Source organism: Streptomyces sp. NPDC001348 (assembly GCF_053597535.1).
The window spans coordinates 37979-53428 of sequence record NZ_JBSFIK010000018.1 but is presented as its reverse complement, the minus strand read 5'-3'; the positions used below and the strand labels follow the sequence as shown (position 1 = coordinate 53428).

General features: G+C 71.2%; 12 protein-coding genes and 1 tRNA gene. 4 read left to right on the top strand and 9 right to left on the bottom strand.

Features of this window, described 5'->3' with window-relative positions:
- The first annotated feature begins 47 nt into the window (after window positions 1–47).
- Together orn and ACWC21_RS20210 are read left to right on the top strand one after the other, a co-directional pair.
- The gene (orn, locus tag ACWC21_RS20215; protein WP_389154489.1) at window positions 48–650 is read left to right on the top strand and encodes an oligoribonuclease; all 603 of its coding nucleotides are present in this window, start codon (window positions 48–50) and stop codon (window positions 648–650) included.
- A gap of 116 nt (window positions 651–766) precedes the next feature.
- Window positions 767–839, top strand: a tRNA-His gene (locus ACWC21_RS20210).
- A 121-nt stretch (window positions 840–960) separates the two neighbouring features.
- On the opposite strand, the gene ACWC21_RS20205 is transcribed toward ACWC21_RS20210, so the two are convergent.
- From ACWC21_RS20205 to ACWC21_RS20185, 5 genes are all read right to left on the bottom strand, one after another.
- Window positions 961–2016 (bottom strand): LacI family DNA-binding transcriptional regulator, encoded by a 1056-nt coding sequence (locus tag ACWC21_RS20205; protein WP_450883642.1) that lies wholly within the window; start codon window positions 2014–2016, stop codon window positions 961–963.
- Window positions 2017–2191: 175 nt separating this feature from the next.
- On the bottom strand, window positions 2192–3646 hold the full coding sequence (locus ACWC21_RS20200) for a GH1 family beta-glucosidase (RefSeq protein WP_450883640.1): 1455 nt from the start codon (window positions 3644–3646) through the stop codon (window positions 2192–2194).
- A 120-nt stretch (window positions 3647–3766) separates the two neighbouring features.
- Window positions 3767–4687, bottom strand: a complete 921-nt coding sequence (locus ACWC21_RS20195; RefSeq protein WP_450883638.1) for a carbohydrate ABC transporter permease — start codon at window positions 4685–4687, stop codon at window positions 3767–3769.
- Between the two features lie 14 nt (window positions 4688–4701).
- A complete protein-coding gene (locus ACWC21_RS20190) occupies window positions 4702–5694 on the bottom strand; it encodes a carbohydrate ABC transporter permease (protein WP_450883636.1) in 993 nt (330 codons plus the stop codon).
- 397 nt (window positions 5695–6091) lie between these two features.
- Window positions 6092–7411: an ABC transporter substrate-binding protein gene (locus ACWC21_RS20185; RefSeq protein WP_450883634.1), complete on the bottom strand. Its 1320-nt coding sequence runs from the start codon at window positions 7409–7411 to the stop codon at window positions 6092–6094.
- A 593-nt stretch (window positions 7412–8004) separates the two neighbouring features.
- On the opposite strand from ACWC21_RS20185, the gene ACWC21_RS20180 reads away from it, so the two are divergent.
- Window positions 8005–9429 carry a GH1 family beta-glucosidase gene (locus ACWC21_RS20180; RefSeq protein ID WP_450883632.1) on the top strand — a complete coding sequence of 475 codons (1425 nt, stop codon included), beginning with the start codon at window positions 8005–8007 and terminating at the stop codon, window positions 9427–9429.
- A gap of 51 nt (window positions 9430–9480) precedes the next feature.
- On the opposite strand, the gene ACWC21_RS20175 is transcribed toward ACWC21_RS20180, so the two are convergent.
- The 4 genes from ACWC21_RS20175 to ACWC21_RS20160 form a co-directional block, all read right to left on the bottom strand.
- Complete coding sequence (locus tag ACWC21_RS20175; RefSeq protein WP_450883630.1) at window positions 9481–10077, bottom strand: hypothetical protein; 597 nt, start codon at window positions 10075–10077, stop codon at window positions 9481–9483.
- A gap of 1035 nt (window positions 10078–11112) precedes the next feature.
- Window positions 11113–12567: a glycoside hydrolase family 18 protein gene (locus ACWC21_RS20170; RefSeq protein WP_450883628.1), complete on the bottom strand. Its 1455-nt coding sequence runs from the start codon at window positions 12565–12567 to the stop codon at window positions 11113–11115.
- Window positions 12568–12674: 107 nt separating this feature from the next.
- A complete protein-coding gene (locus ACWC21_RS20165; RefSeq protein ID WP_450883626.1) occupies window positions 12675–14105 on the bottom strand; it encodes a sensor histidine kinase in 1431 nt (476 codons plus the stop codon).
- Window positions 14102–14809, bottom strand: coding sequence for a response regulator transcription factor (locus tag ACWC21_RS20160; RefSeq protein ID WP_450883624.1), 708 nt, complete (start codon window positions 14807–14809; stop codon window positions 14102–14104). Before ACWC21_RS20160 ends, ACWC21_RS20165 begins: the two co-directional genes overlap by 4 nt.
- 98 nt (window positions 14810–14907) lie before the next feature.
- Here ACWC21_RS20160 and ACWC21_RS20155 point away from each other — a divergent pair, with 98 nt between their 5' ends.
- The gene (locus ACWC21_RS20155; RefSeq protein ID WP_450883623.1) at window positions 14908–15420 is read left to right on the top strand and encodes a hypothetical protein; all 513 of its coding nucleotides are present in this window, start codon (window positions 14908–14910) and stop codon (window positions 15418–15420) included.
- The last annotated feature ends 30 nt before the right edge of the window (window positions 15421–15450 follow it).

Here is a 15450-nt window from a genome sequence, read left to right as displayed (position 1 = left end):
CGGCAGGACCGGGGCCGGATGCGCTACCGCCGCGTAAGGTTAGACACATGAACGATCGCATGGTGTGGATCGACTGCGAGATGACCGGCCTCTCGCTGTCCGACGACGCGCTCATCGAGGTGGCCGCCCTCGTCACCGACTCCGAGCTGAACGTACTCGGCGAGGGGGTGGACATCGTCATCCGTCCGCCGGACCAGGCGCTGGAGACGATGCCGGAGGTGGTGCGTCGGATGCACACCGCGTCCGGACTGCTCGCGGAGCTCCCCGGCGGGACCACGCTGGCGGACGCCGAGGAGCAGGTCCTGGCGTACGTACGGGAGCACGTGAAGGAACCCGGCAAGGCGCCGCTGTGCGGCAACTCCGTCGGCACCGACCGCGGCTTCCTGCTCCGGGACATGCCGAAGGTGGAGGAGTACCTCCACTACCGGATCGTCGACGTGTCCAGCATCAAGGAGCTCGCCCGCCGCTGGTACCCGCGCGCCTATTTCAACAGCCCGGAGAAGAACGGCAACCACCGCGCCCTCGCCGACATCCGCGAGTCGATCGCCGAACTGCGCTACTACCGCGAGGCCGTCTTCGTACCGCAGCCCGGCCCGGACTCCGACACGGCGAAGGCGATCGCCGCCAAGCACGTCCTGCCCGCTCAGTAGGCGTTCCGCGGGGCCGGCGGAGGGGCGCCGCGAAAGCCTGGCGCGAGCACCCCTTCGGACCCTGTACACTTTTTCTCGGCCGGTCGGGGAGAACACTCCTCGAACTGCCGGTCATGGTGGGTGTAGCTCAGCTGGTAGAGCACCTGGTTGTGGTCCAGGATGCCGCGGGTTCGAGTCCCGTCACTCACCCTGAGTCAGCCGGTGACTCCGTCGCAAGACGGGTCACCGGCTGCTTCGTTTTCTCCCGCCCCTCTCCGCCCCGCCTCGGGTCCCCGGCCCCGGACCCAGCCCCCGGACCGGCCCCCGGGCCTCAGGAAGAGGCCCGCGGCACCAGCTCGGTGGGCAGCACCACCTGCCGCCGCTCCAGCTCCCGGGACCCGGCGGGGCGGCGGTCCGCGATCTCCGCGAGGAGCAGGTCGAGCATCGCGCGGCCCATCTCCTCTATGGGCTGGCGGACGCTGGTGAGCGGCGGGTCCATGTGGCGGGCGATGGCCGAGTCGTCGTAGCCCACCAGGGCCACGTCGTCGGGGATGCGCCGGCCGGCCTCGCGCAGCGCCTGCCGGGCGCCGGCCGCCATGACGTCCGAGCCGGCGAAGACCGCGTCCAGGGCCGGCCTGCGCTCCAGCAACCGGGTCATCGCGCGGCTGCCGCCCTCCTCGGTGAAGTCGCCCGGCTCGATGAGCAGTTCGTCCACGGGACGGCCCGCCTCGCGCAGGGCCTCCCGGTAGCCGTCCACGCGGCGCTGGGCGCCGTACACGTCGAGGCGGCCGGTGATGTGCGCGATCGTGCGGCAGCCGCGGGCCAGCAGGTGCTCCACGGCCGAACGGCCGCCGCCGTAGTTGTCCGAGTCCACCGAGGTGAGGGTCTCCCCCGCCGAGCGCGGGCCGCTGATCACGGCCGGGATCTCCAGCTGGGCGAGCAGGTCGGGCAGCGGGTCGTCGGCGTGGACCGAGACCAGCAGGACGCCGTCCACCCGGTGGGCGGCGAGGTACTGGGCGAGCCGCTGCCGCTCCCGGTCGCTGCCCGCGAAGATCAGCAGCAACTGCATCTCCGTGTCGGACAGTTCGGCGCCGACGCCACGCAGGATGTCGGAGAAGTACGGTTCCGAGAAGAACCGGGTCTCCGGCTCGGGCACGACCAGGGCGATCGCGTCCGTACGGTTGGCGGCCAGGGCACGGGCGGCGGTGTTCGGGACGTAGCCGAGTTCGGCGACCGCGGCCTCCACCGCCGCACGGGTCGCGTCGCTGACCCGGGGCGAGCCGTTGATCACCCGGGACACCGTGCCGCGGCCGACACCGGCGCGGGCGGCGACCTCCTCCAGGGTCGGCCGCCGAATGCCCCGGCTCCGCTCACCCTTGACCGCCATGGTCGCCGCCTTCCGTTCGCAGCCTTCAGGCCAGGAATGTAACAGTCGTGGCCCGGCCGCCCCCTGACCCCATCGTCCCTCGCCCGGGCGGGGCTTTCTCCCCCGGCGCCGGAGAAAGCCGCCGAGGGGACGCGGCCGGAGCGACGGCGGCGCCCCCTGGGCCCGGGCCGGTGCCTCAGCCCTGCTCGCCGGTCGGCAGCGCGTTCCTGCGGATCACCTCCGCGTACCAGTGGGCGCTCGCCTTGGGGATGCGGCGCTGGGTGGCGTAGTCGACGTAGACGGCGCCGAAGCGCTTGGAGTAGCCGTAACCCCATTCGAAGTTGTCCAGCAGGGACCACAGGAAGTAGCCGCGCACGTCCGCTCCGTCGGCGACGGCCCGCCGGACGGCGTCCAGGTGCGCGTGCAGGTAGGCGATCCGGCGAGGGTCGTTCACCCGGCCCTCCGGGGACACGTAGTCGTCGAAGGCGGCACCGTTCTCGGTGACCATCAGCGGCAGCTCCGGGTGCGAGGCCGCCAGTCCGGTCAGCAGGGTGTGCAGCCCGCCGGCGTCGATGGCCCAGTTCATCGCCGTGAGCTCGCCGTTGGCGAGGTGGAAGGCGACGTGGTCGGAACCGGTCCACGGGGAGTGGTCACTCGCGCCGTGCCCGTCGTTCCTGGTGGCCCCGACGCCGTCGGCGGGCGCGGAGACCACGGTCGGCGAGTAGTAGTTGACGCCCAGCATGTCGATGGGGCGGGAGATCTCCGCCAGGTCGCCGTCGTGCACCAGCTCCGCCCAGTCGACGATGTGCGCGGTGTCGGCGAGCAGGTCCTCGGGGTAGGCGCCGTCCAGGATCGGGCCGGTGAAGATCCGGTTGCCGACCGCGTCGATCCGGCGTGCGGCCTCGGCGTCCCGGGGGCTGTCGGTGAGCGGGCGCACCTGGTGCAGGTTGAGGGTGATGGAGGTCTGCGCGGACGACGGCAGGAGCGGCCGCAGCGCCCCGACCGCCTTCCCGTGGGCCAGGTTGAGGTGGTGCGCGGCGCGCAGGGTGGCGGCCGGGTCGGTGCGCCCCGGGGCGTGCACGCCGGAGCCGTAGCCCAGGAAGGCCGAGCACCAGGGCTCGTTGAGAGTGGTCCACACCCCGACGCGGTCGCCGAGGGCACGGCCCATGATCTCGGCGTAGTCGGCGAAGCGGTGCGCGGTGTCACGATGCGGCCAGCCGCCCGCGTCCTCCAGTTCCTGGGGCAGGTCCCAGTGGTAGAGGGTGGCGACGGGGGTGATGCCCGCCTGCAGGAGTTCGTCGGTGAGCCGCCGGTAGAAGTCCAGGCCCCGCTCGACGGCGGGTCCCCGGCCGGTGGGCTGCACCCGGGACCAGGAGACGGAGAACCGGTAGGCCTTGAGGCCGAGCTCCTTCATCAGCGCGACGTCGTCGCGGTACCGGTGGTAGTGGTCGGCAGCGATGTCACCGGTGTCGCCGTTGAGAACCCTCCCGGGGGTGTGGCTGAAGGTGTCCCAGATGGACGGGGTGCGGCCGTCCTCGGCGGCGGCGCCCTCCACCTGGTACGCCGCGGTGGCGGCCCCCCAGACGAAGCCCGGCGGGAAGGACGTGTCTGAGCCCGACTGGGCGGTGGTCTCGGTTCGTACGGCGGTCATCGTGAGGACGCTCCCGAAGTGGTGGAAAGAGTCGGACAGTGGCCCGGCTGCGGTGGGGAGGGAGCCGGACAGTGACCGGGCTGCGGTGGGGGAAGCGGCGCCCGGGGCGCCGGCCCGGCGTCAGCCCTTGACGGCGCCGGCCATGATCCCTCCGACGATCTGCTTGCCGAAGATCACGAAGACCAGGAGCAGCGGCAGGGTGCTGATCAGCGCACCGGCCATGACGATGCTCTGGTCGGGGGTGTAGGAGGCGCTGAGCTGACCGAGGGCCACCTGGAGGGTGGGGTTCTGCTGGCTCAGGGCGAGGAAGGGCCAGAAGAAGTCGTTCCACGCCTGCACGAAGGTGAGCATGCCGAGCACCATCATCGCGGGCCTGGCCGCGGGCAGGACCACGTTCCACACGATGCGGATGTTGTTCGCCCCGTCCACCTTGGCGGCCTCGATGAGCTCGTAGGGCAGGGCCTCCAGCAGGTACTGGCGCATGAAGAAGACACCGAAGGCGCCGACCAGGGTCGGGAAGATCACCGACTCCAGCTTTCCGCCCCACCCGATGTCCGCCATCATCATGAACAGCGGGACGACGCTGAGCTGCGGCGGAATCGTCAGCGTCGCGATGACCGCGGTCATCAGGGCGCCGCGGCCGCGGAAGCGCATCTTGGCGAAGGCGTAACCGGCGAGGGTGCAGAAGAACAGGGTGGCCGCGGTGATGCAGCCGGCCACGATGACGCTGTTGACGATGGCCTTCCCCAGGTGGGCCTGGTCCCAGGCCGACTGGAGGTTGCTGAACAGCCGGCCGCCCGGGATGAGCGGCGGTGGGCTGTCGAGGACCCGCTGCTGGTCGTGCGAGGCGGCCACCAGCGTCCAGTACAGCGGGAAGATCGAGCCCAGGCCGACGACGATCAGGGCGAGGTAGGTGAACGGGCCACCGCTGAGCTGCCGGCCGGCGCCGAGCTTGAAACGGCTGCCCCTCTTCTTCGCGGAGGCGGTGGGCGGGGCCGGGAGGAGGTCCGGCGCGGTCTTGGTGGGACTGGTCGTGGTCATCGATGTCGCTCCCGTCAGGCCGCGCTCTTGCGCACGAACCGGCCGACGATCCAGTTGATCAGGGCGATGAGCAGCAGCAGGACGAGCATGGCCCAGGCCACGGCGGCGGCCGGGCCCAGATGTCCCAGCTTCCAGCCGTAGTTGAAGAGGTAGATGCTGAGGGTCTCGTACTGGTGCTCGCTGCCGCCGATGGAGCCGAGCGTGCCGCCCTGCAGCAGCAGCGGCTCACCGAACAGCTGCATGGAGCCGATGGTCGAGATGACGATGGTGAACAGGATCGTCGGCCGCAGCGAGGGAATGGTCACCTTGCGGAACTGCTGCCAGCGCGTGGCACCGTCGATCGAGGCCGCTTCGTACAGGTCGGTCGGCACGGCCTGCATGGCCGCCAGGTAGATCAGTGCGTTGTAGCCGGTCCAGCGCCAGATGATGATGACCGAGATGGCGATCTTGGAGGTCCACTCCCCGTTGCCCCAGTTGGTGTTGCCCGCGCCGAAGAAGTGCAGCACCCAGTTGAGCAGGCCGCCGTCGGCCCGGAAGACCAGGGCGAAGACCAGGGCCGCGGTCGCCACGGAGGTGGCGTACGGGGTGAGGATGATCGTCCGCCAGAACGTGCTGGCGCGCAGCTTGTAGTTGAGCAGGTGGGCGAGGCCCAGAGCCACGAGCAGCTGCGGGACGGTCGAGATGACGCCGATCACGAAGGTGTTCGTGACGGCCGTCCAGAACTCCGAGTCCTGGAAGATCTTGGTGAAGTTGTCGAAGCCCACCCATTCCGACTGGCTGAGACTCGTCATCTCGACCCGGTGCAGGGCGATCCAGCCGGTGTACAGCAACGGGTAGAGCCCGAAGGCGCCGAAGATGAGGAAGAAGGGGGCGATGTACGCGTACGGGGACGCGATGTCGTCGAACCGCCACAGCCGGGTACGCCACCGGCTGCGTCCGTCCGACACGGCGCCGGAGCCGCCGGGTGGCGGGGTGTGGGCGCCCCGTGTGGGAGTTGTCGTTGCCACGGGGGAAGTCCTTCCCTGGGGATCTCAGCCGGGTGCGGGGCAGGCGGCGGGCCGGGGCGGGCCGGGCACCCGGCCGGCCGGCGCGGATCGGGGCGGTGGCGAGCGGCCCGCGGAACGGGCTCGGCCACCGGGCCTTGGGGACGCGGTGGTGCGGCGACCGGGGAGTGTCCCCCGGACGCCGCAGAACCGGCCGGCGTTCGACAGCCGGCCCCGTGCGGACGGCCCCCTGCGCCTTGGCCGGGAGCCCCGTGCGGGCCCCGGGCCTGTGGCCGGGAGCCTCCCCTCGGACAGCCCCCCGTCCTGGCCGGGAGACCCCACGCCTTGGCCGGAGTCCCCGCGCGGGACCGCGCGCCGCAGTGCGGTGCGGGCAGCCGGTGGGCCGCCCGCACCGCGGGTGTCAGCCGATCGCCTTGTCGATCGTTTCGGTCGCCGCCTTCCACGCGTCAGCGGGCTTGGTGCCCCGCTGCTCCATGTTGTTGATCTGCGTGGAGATGGTGTCCTTGATCGTGGCGTCCTTCGCACCGAGCACGGCCTCGGGGATGGCCGCGGCCTCCTCGGCGTAGATCTGGCCGATCGGGGCGTTGTTGAAGTAGGGGAGCTTCGCGTTCTTCACATCGGGGAGCTCGTAGGCGCCCTTGTTGGACGGGAAGGAGCCGATCGCCTTGAACACGGCGGCCTCCTGCTCGGGGGCGGTCAGCCACTTGATCAGGTCGGTGGCTTCCTTGACGTGCTTGCCGCTCTTGGGCACGGCCAGGAAGGAACCGCCCCAGTTGGCCGCGGTCGTGCCAGGCGCACGGGAGATGTCCCACTTGCCCTTGTAGGCGTCGCCGGAGTTGACGGAGATCTGACCGGCCATCCAGGCGGGGCACACCACGGTGGCGATGCTGCCCTTGCGCAGCGCGGCCGTCCAAGGGTCCTGGAACTCAGCCAGGCCCTGGGTCAGCTTCTTCGACGCGGCCTCGGCGGCCAGGTTCCAGCCCTGCTGCACGGAGGGGCTGTCCTTGTAGATCGGCTTGCCGTCGGCGTCGTAGTACTGCTTCGCGGAGGAGCTGACGACCGCGTTGTACATGGCGCTCGCGGAGTCCATGAAGTAGGTGCCGGAGGGAGCCTTCTTCTTGTACTGCTCACCGAGCTTGAGGTAGTCCTCCCAGCCGCCCTTGACCGCCTTGGCGACGGCCTCGCGGTCGGTCGGCAGGCCCGCCTTCTGGAAGAGGTCCTTGCGGTAGCACAGCGACATCGGGCCGATGTCGGTGCCGGCGCCTATGACCGTGCCGTCCTTGGCGGTCGCCTGCTTCTCCTTCCAGGAGACCCAGTCGTTCACGTTGATCGTCTTGCTCAGGTCGGTGAACTTCGCCGCCTGGGTGTCGACGACCTCCTTGATGCGGCCGACTTCGATGCCGGTGACGTCCGCCAGGCCGCTGCCCGTGTTCAGCTGCTGAAGGAGCTTCGGGTAGTAGTCCTGCTCGTCGGAGGTCGTGTCCTCCTTCACCGTGATCTTCGGGTGCAGCTTGTGGTACTGGGCGAACAATCCGGCTTCCTTGTAGCCGAACTGGCCGTAGTCGGCCACCGTGAGAGTGATGTTCCCGTTGGAGTCCTGGGCGTCCGAGTCGCTGTCGTCGCTGCAGCCGGTCAGCAGCAGGGCCGAGGCCGTGAGGACCGAGGTGGTCAGGGCCGCTGCTCTGCGGCCACGACCGCCGCCGGTACGGGTGATGCGCATTCCACTACTCCTTGTTCCAGTGGGAACGGGATCTCAGGAATCGGACCGCCGGATTTCGGCAGCCCCGACCTGCCCTCTCGGTTCGGGCGGCGGCCAGCCCGCAGCACACGGCGTGCGGTGAGGAAACTGCTGGTCAACGATGTGCGATGCGAGACAGAGGGAAGGGCCGTTGGTGGTGCGGTCCACACGGGAGGCATCCCCCGGTTGACCGTGGGACCGCTCCCACGCGGCTTGCCGGAAGACTCGTTCCTGCCGGGCCAGGTGTCAAGACTTGAAATCGGCGTTGTTGCGCAAGCGTGTTCCGTACGTCACGGGAATGTGTCGCACCGCCAGGGGTCACGGACCGGGTCCCGGCCGGTTTCGCCACCGCGTTTCCGCAGGTCATCCCCGTAGCACTCGCCGCTGGGAGGTGCCCAGCACGCCTGTCGCGGCCATGCCGGGGCTTTCCGGACCGGAATGGAAGCCTCCAGCCACTGAACGCCGAGAGGTGAACGGTGAGTTGGACCGGACGGCCGCCCACGGGGGCCGTTCGGCCTTTTGCTGTGGGAGCGCTCCCATGCATAATGGGGTCCCCAACCCATGGGAGCGCTTCCATGCCCGAGACGTCCGTGACCTTCCCTCCCGGCTTCCTCTGGGGCGCCGCGACCTCCGCGTACCAGATCGAGGGTGCGGTGCGGGAGGACGGCCGCACCCCCTCGATCTGGGACACCTTCAGCCATACGCCGGGCAGGACGCTCGGCGGCGACACCGGCGACATCGCCGTCGACCACTACCACCGCTACCGCGAGGACGTCGCGCTGATGGCGGAGCTGGGCCTGAAGGCGTACCGGTTCTCCGTCTCCTGGTCGCGGGTGCAGCCCACCGGCCGGGGCCCCGCCGTCCAGGTGGGCCTGGACTTCTACCGCCGCCTGGTGGACGAGCTGCTCGCGCACGGCATCAAGCCGGCGGTCACCCTCTACCACTGGGACCTGCCGCAGGAGCTGGAGGACGCGGGCGGCTGGCCGGAGCGGGACACCGCCCACCGCTTCGCCGAGTACGCGCAGATCGTCGGCGAGGCGCTCGGCGACCGGGTGGAGCAGTGGATCACACTCAACGAGCCGTGGTGCAGTGCCTTCCTCGGGTACTGCTCGGGAGTGCACGCCCCCGGCCGTACGGACCCGGCGGCGTCGCTGCGCGCGGCCCACCACCTGAACCTGGCGCACGGCCTGGGCGCCTCCGCCCTGCGCTCGGTGATGCCGGCCCGCAACACGGTCGCGGTGAGCCTCAACTCCTCGGTCGTGCGCCCGCTCTCCCAGGACCCGGCGGACCTGGCGGCCTGCCGCCGCATCGACGACCTCGCCAACGGCGTCTTCCACGGCCCGATGCTGCACGGCGCCTACCCGGAGACCCTGCTCGAGGCGACGTCGTCGCTCACCGACTGGTCCCACGTCCAGGACGGCGACCTCACCGCCGCCAACCAGCCGCTGGACGCGCTGGGGCTGAACTACTACACGCCGACGCTGGTCTCGTCGGCGGCATCGGAACTGCGCGGCCCCCGCGCCGACGGCCACGGCACGAGCGACCACTCCCCCTGGCCGGGCGCGGACGACGTGGCCTTCCACCAGACCCCCGGTGACCGCACGGAGATGGGCTGGACGATCGACCCGACCGGCCTGCACGAGCTGATCATGCGCTACACGCGGGAGGCCCCCGGCCTTCCGCTGTACGTGACCGAGAACGGCGCGGCGTACGACGACAAGGTGAACGACGACGGCCGCGTCCACGACCCCGAGCGCATCGCCTACCTCCACGGCCACCTCTCGGCGGTCCGCCGGGCCATCGAGGACGGCGCGGACGTACGCGGCTACTACCTGTGGTCCCTGATGGACAACTTCGAGTGGGCCTACGGCTACGGCAAACGCTTCGGCGCGGTGTACGTCGACTACGCCACCCTGGCCCGCACCCCGAAGTCGAGCGCCCACTGGTACGCCCGGGCGGCCCGCACGGGAACGCTGCCGCCGCCGGCGCCGGGGGCCTGAGAACCCGGGGCGCGGCACTTTGAGGGGGGTGCCGCGCCCCGGACCGGCGGGTCATGTGCCCGCGAAGAGCTCCTCGGTGTTGGTGGCGGTGAGCGCCCGGTCGAACCAGGTGCCCAGGACCTCCAGGTCGGTACAGGACGTGACCCGTTCCCGGACAGCCTCGGGAACCTCGATGCCCCGCCGGTCGAGGATGCGGAGGACGTCAGCGGCGCGGCCCTTGGCCTCGCCCCTGGCCTCCCCCTCGATGAGGGTCTCCTCGATGAGGGTGCCGCGGCCTGGGAAACGGGGTGTGTACGTGGCCATCAGTTGCCTCCACAGTGCACGGGCCGGGGTGTCGCCCAGGCCGACTTCGGTGAATTCCGCCCAGCGCTTCGCGGTCTCGCCGCCGGTGTTGGTCAGTGCCGCCGCCAGCGCATCCAGTATCGCAGGCAGACCCGGATCCTTGGCGTGAGCGAGCGCGGAGAAGACGGCGAGGGCGAGGTCCTCGGTCGCCTCGTCCGGGTCGGTGACCGCGGGGACATTGCCCGGACCCAGAACAAGAGGGAAGACCGCCATGCTGGTGTGGACGGGCAGACCCACGCGGACCGGTTCCGCCGCCCAGGACGCGGTGGCCTTGTCCTGGCACACCACCAGCAGGATCGGGGGCAACTGGTACTTGGCGTACAGGTGCGCCAGGTAGTACGTCCAGCTGCTCGGCTTGTCCGGGTCCGGCTTGCCCTGGGCCTCGACGGCGAGCAGGAAGCCGCCGTCCTCCGCCGCGTCGACCCGGGCAGCCCGAGGAAAGCGGGGCCCGGGTAGGGCGGCCCCTGGCCCCAGTTGGGCTGTCGGGCGGGTTGGGGGCGCGGTCGCGCCTCGCCCGCACGCCGGGTCGGCTCAGCGGCTCGCGGTCGGAGGTGGCTTGCAGCGCAGTGGGGCGACCGGGTGGTGGTCGGTCGGCGTGGCGGCTTCGCGCGAGACGGTCGCCCGTCTCCCTATAGCGGGCACCGGACGAAGGGGCGGGGTGGGGGCGCTGGGTGGCTGGCGCGCGGCGGGTGGTGACGGGAACCCGGATGGGTCCGCGGCGGTCTTAGATGACGCAGTCACCCAGTGATTGGTAGATATGAGCCAGAGGCGAGTGACAAAGTCGCAGGTCGGGCAGCAGGGATGTGGCCCATACCTGCCAATCGCCACCAACACCCCATCCAGTCGTTCTGTTTGTCTGGATATGGGAGACGGTCGTGGTCGAGTAGGCCGCCAAGCCGGCCGACCACCACCACCCCGCCGCCCGCTGCGCCGCAAGCCGCCCCGGATCGCGCACCGACGACCCACCGCAAGCCGCTGAGTCGGCCCGGCGTGCCCCCGCCCGCCTACCGCGTGCACGAGCCCCCACGCCCCCACCCGCCGTTCGCCGCCAAGCTCACCAGGCGTGCAGGCGAGGCGCCACCGCGCCCCTCAACCCCGCCCCACAGGCCAGCCCACCTCAGGGATCACCCACCCGGGCCCCCGCTTTCCCCGGGCTGCCCGCTCGCTTCTTCCACGGGCTGGATCGGCCCGGGTCAAGGGTCGGCCGCCAGGCCGATCGCCGCAGGCGACGCGCAGCGCCCTTGACGCGGGCCGATCCAGCCCGACACTGCAAAAGAAGCGGGCGGCCCCACGGCAACCACCAACCCCGGCCCAGATCACCCCGCCCCCCGGGTCTGCAACTCAGCCGAAGTTCCCGAAGGCCTTCGAGAACGCGAACGCCTCCTGGGTGATGGAGCTGCACGTGGCGTCGGCGGTGGGCTTCGTACCGCCCGCGCACTGCTTGTCGCGGGCCGCCGACCACATGGACAGCCGGCCGAGACCCTTGGACTTGGCGAAGTTCACCAGCTGGGTGGCGTCGTCGGCCTTGAAGACCTCGGAGGACACGTCGTTGACGCCGATCATCGGGGTGACCGCGACCGTTTTCCAGGCGGCGGAGTCGGACAGGCCGAGGACGCTCTTCACCTGGGCCTGTGTGGCCGTGGCCGCCTGTTCGGCGTAGGTCCCCATGTCGCCGCTGTACGCGGGGCCGTAGTCCATGGCCATGACGTTGACGGTGCTGATCTTCACGCCGTTCGACTTGGCGTCGGAAAGGAGGCTGACGCCGTCCTGGGTCAGGCCCTCGGGCATCACCGGGAGGGTGAAGGAGACGTCCAGGTTCGGGTGCTGGGCCTGGAGCTTGGTGATGGCCTGGGCGCGGCGGGTGTTGGCGGCCGTGTTGGGCAGGGCGCCGCCCTCGACGTCGAAGTCGACCTTGGTGAGCTTGAACTGGTCGACCGCCTTGCCGTACGCCGCGGCCAGCGCGTCCGCCGAGGAGCAGGTCGTCGCCAGTTCGGAGCCGGACGCTCCGCCGAAAGAGACGCGGACGTCGCCGCCCTTGGCGCGCAGAGAGCCGATCTGAGCGGCCACGCCGTCGCTCGCCAGGTCGGTCACGCCGCCCCACTTGGGCGTGCAGCCGCCGCCGTCCGTGACGAAGGCGAGGTTGTAGTTCTTCACGCCGGTGGCGTCGGCGCTCGCCAGGAGGTCGAAGGCGGGGTAGAGGGACGTGTCTACGTAGGGTGCGAAGCCGGCGGCAGTCGTCGTTCCGCTGCCGGTGCTGTTCGTGGGAGACGGTGACGCGGTGGGCGTCGGCTTCACGGTCGGGGTCGGGGTCGGGGTCGCGGTCGGCGTCGGTGACTGTGTCGGGCGGCCGCTCGGCTCCGGGGTCGCGGTGCCGTCGGCCGAACATGTCGCGCCGTCGATGCGGCAACCGGTCGGGGCGCCGGTGCCGCCCGCCACGAAGCCGACGGTGACGGACTTGCCCGGCGCGAGGCCCTCGGTGTCCCACTTCGCGGGCTTCACGGTGACGTGCTGCCCGCTGACGCTCGACTCGCCGTTCCAGAGCGAGCTGAGCCTGGTGCCCGACGGGAGGTCGAACTCCAGGGTCCAGGTCTTCTCCGTCCGGCCGCTGTTGTTGGTGACGACGTACTGCGCGCTGTAACCCGTCGACCAGTCGCTGGTCTTCGTGTACACGGCGTCCACGCCGGCCGCCTGAGCGATCCCGGTGAACAGCACCGCGCCGCCACCGGCGACCGCCGCGGCAACGAGAGCGCCTATCGCCTTGTTCCTGCCACTGATCCTGCGCCGGTGCGTGCTCATGCGTGTGCCTGCCTTTGCTGTTCATGGGGAGGTGCGGCAGCACGCTAGCGATGCGGAACCGGGCAAAGGGGCTGATCTGGGCGGCAGTTGGAGACCTTAGGGTGCGCTTAAGGAAGGGATCGGAGCCGGTTAAAGGTAGAGACCAATTTTCGTTGTCGGCGGCGCACGGCACCGCCCCGGTGGCCGTGTCCCCCGCGCACCGGCTCCCGCCCGTCCAGCTGGATCCAGACGCGCACCTCCGTGCCGCCCAGCACCGACGAGCCGATCCGTACGTCACCGCCGGTCGACTCGGCGAGCCGGCGCACGATGTCCAGGCCGAGGCCGGTCGAGCCGTCGGCGCCCGAGCCCCGCCCACGCGCCATGGCCGCCTCGGGGTCGGGTATGCCGGGCCCCGCGTCGGAGACCAGGACGATCACCGCGTCCTCCCCGTTGTGCACGTCGACCGCGAAGGCCGTGCCCTCGGCGGTGTGCCGGAAGACGTTGCCGAGCAGCGCGTCGAGCGCGGCGGCCAGGTCGGCGCGGGCCACGGGTATCCGCACCGGCCGGTCCGCCCCGGCCACCCGCCACTTGCGGCCCTCGTCCTCGGCGAGAGCGGACCAGAACTCCATCCGCTCCCGGACGACTTCGGCGGCGTCGCACCCGGCGCCCGGCCCGGCGGCCGCGGTCTGCGGTTTGGCCTCACGGGCGGTGCGGATGATGGTGTCGACCTCCCGCTCCAGCTGCGCGACGGCGGCCCGGGTCTGTTCGGCGGCGGGCCCCTCACCGAGCGAGGCCGCGTTGAGCCGGAGCACGGTCAGTGGGGTGCGCAGGCGGTGCGAGAGGTCGGCGGCCAGCTCACGTTCGTTCGCCAGGAGTTGTACGACCTGGTCGGCCATGGAGTTGAACGCGACCGCCGCCAGCCGTAGTTCGTTCGGCCCTTCCTCCGGCACCCGTGCGCCCAGCTTGCCCTCCCCCAGTTCGTGCGCGCCCTCGACCAGTCGCCGCGCGGGGCGGACCATCCGTACGCCGAGCCGGTCGGCGACGGCCACGGAGCCCACGATCAGCGCGATGCCGACGGCGGCCAGCACGGCCCAGGCCGTGCCGACGCCGTTGCTCATCTCGGCCTCGGGGACGTACACCTCGACCACCGCGATCGCGCCGGAGCTCAGCGCGACCGGCTGGAGCAGGGTGGAGCCGCCCGCCACCTCGGTGGTGGAGGCCCGGCCCAGCTTCCGTACGGTAGCGATGTCCCGGTCGGCCGCGCGCTGCCGGCCGATGTCGACGGCCGCCCGGCCTTCGCCGCCGGCCGCGCCCGCGGCGGAGGCCGGTATGTGCACCGCCATGTCGGTGTCCGAGCCCGCCGAGGCCACCACGCGCTCCAGCTTGTCCCGGTCGGTGGTGATGGACAGCGCGGGCGCGATCGCGGCCGCCGCCCGCTCGGCATGGGAAAAGGCGCGGTCCCGGGCCATCTCCTTGACGACCAGTCCGAGGGGGGCCGCGAAGGCGACCACGACCATGGCGGTGACCGCGAGGCAGACCCGCACCAGTGCCCATCTCATCGCACCGGCTCCGCGTCCCCGGGTGGTTCGAGTTTCACGCCGACGCCGCGCAGGGTGTGCAGATAGCGCGGACGGGCCGCCGTCTCCCCCAACTTGCGCCGCAGCCAGGAGAGGTGGACGTCGATGGTCTGGTCGTCGCCGTAGGACTGCTGCCACACCTCGGCGAGCAGTTCCCGGCGCGGAACGACCACCCCGGGCCGGCCCGCCAGGAAGGCGAGCAGGTCGAACTCGCGGCGGGTGAGTTCGAGTCGGGCTCCGTCCAACTCGGCCTGGCGGCGCAGCGGATCGACGGTCAGACCGCCGACGCGCAGGACACCCGACGGTGGGGCCTCCCCGGCGGAGGCCCGCGAGCGCCTCAGCACGGCGGCGATCCGCGCGGAGAGGTGCTCGACGGAGAACGGCTTGGTGAGGTAGTCGTCCGCCCCGGCGTTCAGCAGGCGGACGATCTCCGTCTCGTCGTCCCGCGCGGTGGCGATGATGACGGGCACGTCCGTGATGCCGCGCAGCATCTTCAACGCCTCGGACCCGTCCAGGTCGGGCAGGCCGAGGTCCAGGATGACGACGTCGAAGCGGAGATGGGCGACCTCGCGCAGCGCCTCCAGTGCCGTACCGACGCTGCGTACGGTGTGCGAGGCGTCGGTGAGGTGCCGGATGAGCGCCGAGCGTACGAACTGGTCGTCCTCGACCACGAGCACACTTGCCATGCGCGGCACCGTACGCCATGTCGAACGGCCGGGTGCGGGCCTGTGGACGACTCCGGGCATGTGCAACTCGTGCTCACCCTGGGGCAGTATGGCCCGCCATGCGCAGAGGACTCGTACACGTACTGGCGTGGATGCTCGCCACCGGCGCGGCGGCCACGCTGTCGTGGTGGGGTGTGCACTCGGTGCTGGCGGGCACCGCGTACGACCCGCCGCGCGCCCTGCCGATCTCGGGGGCGGACACGGACACACATACGGATACGGACACGGCGCGCTCCCGTCCGCCGGCGCCCTCGCCGCCCCGGGCGGCACGGAGGACACCTTCGGCATCCAGCACCCCGACGCCCTCGCGGACCGTGACGAGAACTCCGGCAGCGTCTCCCTCGCAGACCGCCTCCGGTGAGGTCAGGAGCTATGACACCAACGGCGGCCGGGTGGTCTTCGACCTCGGGAAGACGGACGCGACGCTGGTCTCGGCGACGCCGGGAACGGGCTGGTCGATGCAGGTGTGGAAGACGGAGTCGTGGATCCGGGTGGAGTTCGCCTCGGGCGCGAACCGGTTGACGGTGTTCTGCACCTGGCACGACGGCCCGCCGCACGTGGAGGTCTACTGAGCGGTTGCGGAGGCTTGCCGAGCGACCCAA